Source organism: Methanoculleus sp., assembly GCF_035363275.1.
GTDB lineage: Archaea > Halobacteriota > Methanomicrobia > Methanomicrobiales > Methanoculleaceae > Methanoculleus.
On sequence record NZ_DAOSET010000088.1, the window covers coordinates 1 to 4,884 of the forward strand.

General features: G+C 64.6%; 6 protein-coding genes. 2 read left to right on the forward strand and 4 right to left on the reverse strand.

What is annotated here, in order from left to right; all coding sequences use genetic code 11:
• Positions 1-4: 4 nt before the first annotated feature.
• Genes argJ through PLN84_RS12490 form a run of 4 tightly spaced genes read right to left on the reverse strand, consistent with a single transcriptional unit; the run spans position 5 to position 3,552 of the window.
• Positions 5-1,144, reverse strand: coding sequence for a bifunctional glutamate N-acetyltransferase/amino-acid acetyltransferase ArgJ (gene argJ / locus PLN84_RS12475; protein ID WP_348532128.1), 1,140 nt, complete (start codon positions 1,142-1,144; stop codon positions 5-7).
• Complete coding sequence (locus PLN84_RS12480) at positions 1,141-1,623, reverse strand: CBS domain-containing protein (RefSeq protein WP_292384102.1); 483 nt, start codon at positions 1,621-1,623, stop codon at positions 1,141-1,143. The genes argJ and PLN84_RS12480 overlap by 4 nt, the downstream gene beginning before the upstream one ends.
• A gap of 10 nt (positions 1,624-1,633) precedes the next feature.
• The gene (gene argC, locus PLN84_RS12485) at positions 1,634-2,620 is read right to left on the reverse strand and encodes an N-acetyl-gamma-glutamyl-phosphate reductase (RefSeq protein WP_292384100.1); all 987 of its coding nucleotides are present in this window, start codon (positions 2,618-2,620) and stop codon (positions 1,634-1,636) included.
• A gap of 26 nt (positions 2,621-2,646) precedes the next feature.
• The gene (locus tag PLN84_RS12490; RefSeq protein WP_292384099.1) at positions 2,647-3,552 is read right to left on the reverse strand and encodes an ADP-ribosylglycohydrolase family protein; all 906 of its coding nucleotides are present in this window, start codon (positions 3,550-3,552) and stop codon (positions 2,647-2,649) included.
• Between the two features lie 273 nt (positions 3,553-3,825).
• Here PLN84_RS12490 and PLN84_RS12495 point away from each other — a divergent pair, with 273 nt between their 5' ends.
• Both PLN84_RS12495 and PLN84_RS12500 read left to right on the forward strand, forming a co-directional pair.
• Complete coding sequence (locus tag PLN84_RS12495; RefSeq protein ID WP_292384097.1) at positions 3,826-4,002, forward strand: hypothetical protein; 177 nt, start codon at positions 3,826-3,828, stop codon at positions 4,000-4,002.
• A gap of 46 nt (positions 4,003-4,048) precedes the next feature.
• Positions 4,049-4,884 (forward strand): transposase (locus PLN84_RS12500; RefSeq protein WP_348532129.1); only part of this gene is annotated, 836 nt, incomplete at its 3' end.

Below are 4,884 nucleotides of genomic sequence, written 5' to 3' on the forward strand. Positions count from 1 at the left end.
CGTTTCATGTCGTATACTTCCCGTTGATCTCTACGTACTTCTCGGTGAGGTCGCATCCCCACGCCGTCGCCTTTCCGTCGCCCGCGGAGAGATCGAGGTCGAACGCGACGGTCTTCCCGCGCATCGCGTCCTTTGCCTTCACGAGGTCGGCGACGATCTCGCCGCTGAGAACGAGCGGTGTCTCCCCGACCGAGAGGGAGACCGCGTAGGGGTCGAACGCCACGCCGGCCCTCCCGGCGGCGGCGACCACCCGGCCCCAGTTCGGGTCTTCGCCGTAGACGGCGGTCTTGACGAGCGGGGAGGCGACGATCGTCCGCGCCACCTCCGCGGCCGCGTCCTCGTCGGGAGCGCCGCGGACGGTCACCGCGAGGAGTTTCGTCGCGCCTTCGCCGTCGCGGGCGATCTGGACGGCAAGGTCGCGGCAGACAGCCTCGATCGCCTTCGCGAGTTCGTCCCGATCCACGTTCCCTGCGGCACCGGTCGCGGTGCAGAGGGCGACGTCGTTCGTGCTCGTGTCCCCGTCGACGACGACCCGGTTGAAGGACCGCCGGGTTGCCTGCCGGAGGATCTCCTGGAGGACCGGTCCCTCGACCTCCGCATCGGTGTAGAGGAACGCAAGCATCGTCCCCATGTTGGGGGCGATCATCCCGCTCCCCTTGGTGATCCCGCCGACGGTAAACGACTCCGTCTCGACGAGGGCGTGCTTTGCGAAGGTATCGGTGGTCATGATCGCCTTCGCCGCCGCGTCCTCGGCGTCACCGCTCCGGGCAAGCAGCGGGGCGACCCGCCCGCACTGGTCCCGGATCAGGGGGAGATCGAGGTAGCGGCCGATCACCCCGGTGCTCGCGACACCGACCGACGCCGGGTCGAGGCCGAGGGCTCCGGCCGCGATGGTGCACATCTCCACCGCGTCGCGGTATCCCCGCTCGCCGGTGTAGGCGTTCGCGCACCCGCTGTTCACGACGACGGCGTCAAGAGTGCCTCGCTCCATCCGTTCCATCATCACCTCGACCGGGGCCGCCCGGACCTTGTTCGACGTGAAGACCCCGGCCGCCGTCCCGCTCGCCCGGATCAGGGCGAGCCCGAACTTTCCTTCCTTGATCCCCCAGGCACCGACGCCTTCGACTCCACAGATACTCTTCATGCTTCTTCTCCCGATGACACCCCGATACCCCGGACGATGTCGGCCCGGGTGACGATCCCGACGAGTCTTCCGTCGCGGAGCACCGGGAGGCGTGCGATCCCCTCGTGGAGCATCTGAGACGCCGCGTCGACGATATCGGCATCCTCGTCGATGGCGACGACCGGGCTGCTCATCACCCGCCGCACTTCCATCTCCCCGATATCGGCAAGCGCCCGCTTCGTCTTCTCCCAGTTGATGAACTCCCGGACCGGGACCTCGATCACCTCGAGCGGCGAGGGGAGCCAGAGGTCGTCGGAGAGGTCGCCGACATCCAGGAGCGAGAGGATATCGGTCTCGGTGACGATTCCCGCCACCCGGTCGCCGTCCATCACGGGGAGCCCGCCGATATGGTACTTCCGGAGCAGTCCCGCCGCCTCGCGCACCGTTGAAGCGACCCGGACGGTCACGGGGTCCGGGGTCATGATCTCCCTGACCTTCATCGCCATCACCTCACGGGAGCATCCCGGCGCTGCGGAGACCGTCGTTCTCCGCAAACCCGCACATCAGGTTCATGTTCTGGATCGCCTGACCACTCGCGCCTTTGACCAGGTTGTCGATCGCCGAGACCGCGACGACCCGGTCGCCCTCGCTCTCGACGGCCACGTCGCAGAAGTTCGTCCCCCGGACGGCGGCGAGCGTGGGTTTCTGGTAGCGGACGAAGAACTCGTCTGCATAGAACTTCTTGTAGAGCGCCTCGACCTCGGCCTGCTCCATCGGCTCGTTGAGGAGGATGTGGGCCGTCGTGAGGATCCCGCGGTTCACCGGGAGGAGGTGGGGCGTGAAGTAGCACCGGGCGGTCGAGCCGAGCCGGGCGGCCTCCTGCTTCATCTCGGCAAGGTGGCGGTGGCTCGTCCACTTGTAGGCGCTGAAGGTGTCGCCGACGTTTCCGTAGTGGGTGGTCGCGGAGGGCGTGTTCCCCGCCCCGGAAACCCCGGTCTTTGAGTCGTAGATGATGGTGTGGGCGTATTTGGCAAGCGGGGCCGCGGCAAGGGTCGCTCCCGTCGGGAAGCAACCGGGGTTCGCGACGAAGGAGGCGCCGCGGACCTCGTCCCGGTGGAGCTCGCAGAGGCCGTACGGGGCCTCGAAGTAGGCTTCGTGGACCACGCCGTAGGTCTTCTCGTAGACGTCTTTCGCCAGCCGGTAGTCGGCCGAGAGGTCGACGGTCTTGATCCCCCGTTCCGCAAGCGTCCCGGCAACCTTCATCGCCGCCGTGTGCGGCACGGCGAGGAAGGCGAAGTCGGCATCGATATCGCCGGCCTCGGTGTTCCGGAAGACGAGATCGGTCAGCCCCCGGAGATGGGGGTGGACCGAGGCGACGGGGGTGCCGTCCAGCTTCCGGGACGTCGCCGCGACGACATCCGCGGACGAGTGGTGCAGCAAAAGCCGCATTAACTCGCCGCCGGTATATCCGGATGCACCGATGATCGCAATTTCCATACGAAAGAGGTGTCTTTTCTAGAATCTTAAGGCTTTGTGGTAGAGCGCTCGTAAAGCCGGGCGGCCGTCGCCTCGATCTCGTCGCGCCCCTCGAGCCCGTCGAGGAGGTCCTGCGGGAGGGCGGACTTCCCGCGGGTCGCGCCCGTGTAGGCGCCGCAGATGAGCGCGATGGTGTCGGTGTTCCCCCCGACGTGCGCGGCGGTGGTGAGGAGGGCGGTGGCCTCCTTGATGCGGTTGATCAGGAAGAAGGCGAGCGGGACAGTCTGGTAGACGGTCACGCCGCTCCCGATCACGGATAACGCACTCTCGAGGCTGATCCCCTCGTTCGCGAGCCGGACGGCGTCGCGGATCTTGCTGCCGAGGGCGAGGTCCTCGAGGCCGGCGACCTTCGCGGCGATATCGAGGGCGTCGGGGCGGCCGCGGACGGCGTGGTGGACGAGGATCGCCACGGTGACGGCTCCCGCGTGTGCGGCCGGGTGGGTGTGGGTGACGCTGCAGGCCTGGACCACCCGTTCGGTGACGTCGACCGGGTCGCCGTAGGCGAGCCCGAACGGGACGGCGATGCCGGTGCAGCCGGCGGTGTTGGAGGCGACGCCGCCCGGTCGCTCGCCCGAGAGGAGGAGGTGCCGGCACGCGGCGTCCACGGCGGCATCGGGGAACCGGAGGTCCTCGTTCATGTACATCCGGACGAGGGCGGCGGCATACTCCCCCTCCGAGTAACTGCCGTCGGCGAGCATCCCGGCCACCAGGAGCATCATCTGGGTGTCGTCGGTGAACTGCCCGGGTTTCAGTCCCGCGTTCGGGTGCCCCCGCCACGCGCGGCGGTATCCTTCATGGAGGCGCTGGAAGTCGGGCGGTGTGCTCTCCCGCGCCATGCCGAGCGCATCCCCGATGGCGGCCCCGAGCAGGCAGCCTTTGAACTGATCGAGCATCGTTGAGTAGTATCTCTCGTAAGGTTCCTCTTAAGGGTTGTCATACGGGGGCAGCAGGGATCCGGCCGGGTCTCCCGTGTTCGGGCGCGAAGTCCTCGATGGAGGCCCGGGGCGGATCTCCACGGCATACTTCCGCGTGGACCGCGATATCCTGATACTCAAGGAGGAGGTCGTTGATGCGGGATGGAGAGTTGTTCAGACCTGGATGCCTGCCCGGAAGGCCCGAGGTAGTTCACAAGAAGGTTTATCGAGGCGACGGATGAATAATCTCCAATGGAGGCCCACGATATCCGGATCAGGGAGCGGATATTGCAGAAGACGGAGGTGCTCATCGATCGGATCGAGTTTATCGAGCGCCACCTGTCCGATGCTGTCGTGAGCGACCGCATCCTGCGCAAGGCACTCTACGATCAAACAGGCAGGGAGCCCACGACTTCAGTCGTGGGATGAATGCCGCCGACAACCATATCTAAGCATAAGTCAATAGAGTGTTACAATCCGTAGAACGTATCGTTACCGGATCTATCCGACGAAATCTCAGGTCACTCAGTTAGAGCGGACACTTGAGATTTGCCGGTGGATTTACAACGACACGCTCGCATTGCGAAAGACCGCCTGGGAACAGGAACAGCGTTCGGTTTCCTTGTATGAAACAAACAAGATCCTGACTCAGTGGAAACGCGAACGGCCTGAACTGAAGGAGGTCTATGCTCAGACCCTCCAGAACGTCCAGGTTCGGGTGGATCTCGCGCTCAAAGCCTTCTTCCGGCGAGCGAAAGCCGGGGAGAAACCCGGCTATCCTCGGTTCAAAGGGAAGGGGCGGTATGACAGTTTTACGTATCCGCAGGCTGAGAAAGGCGGGTTCAAGTTCGTTGGGAACCGGATCAATCTCTCGAAGATCGGGGATGTGAAGGTCGTCCTTCACCGCCCGATCAAAGGGACGATCAAGACCCTCACGATCCGGCGGTCGGCAACCGGGAAGTGGTATGCCTGCTTCTCGGTCGAGTATGATCCCGATCCAGCACCCAGGAAGGAGACCGCAGTCGGGGTAGATGTAGGTCTCGAATCTTTCGCCACGCTCTCGAATGGGGAGAAGATCGAGAACCCTCGGTTCTTCCGCACCGACGATAAGGCTCTTGCCAAGGTGCAGAGGAGACTCTCGAAGGCCGAGAAGGGCACTCCAGAGCGGAAGAAGGCCCGGAAGATCGTCGCGCACGTTCACGAACGGATTGCTAACAGACGGCTCAATTTTGCTCATCAAACCTCCCGGAAGGTGGTGAACAGGTTCGGGACGATTGTGTTCGAGGATCTGAATATCAGAGATATGCAAAA

What these genes read in the sequence shown, in the direction of transcription:
- argJ (WP_348532128.1), bottom strand. Translation starts at nt 1,144, where the DNA reads ATGAAGAGTATCTGTGGAGTCGAAGGCGTCGGTGCCTGGGGGATCAAG.
- PLN84_RS12480 (WP_292384102.1), bottom strand. Translation starts at nt 1,623, where the DNA reads ATGAAGGTCAGGGAGATCATGACCCCGGACCCCGTGACCGTCCGGGTC.
- argC (WP_292384100.1), bottom strand. Translation starts at nt 2,620, where the DNA reads ATGGAAATTGCGATCATCGGTGCATCCGGATATACCGGCGGCGAGTTA.
- PLN84_RS12490 (WP_292384099.1), bottom strand. Translation starts at nt 3,552, where the DNA reads ATGCTCGATCAGTTCAAAGGCTGCCTGCTCGGGGCCGCCATCGGGGAT.
- PLN84_RS12495 (WP_292384097.1), top strand. Translation starts at nt 3,826, where the DNA reads ATGGAGGCCCACGATATCCGGATCAGGGAGCGGATATTGCAGAAGACG.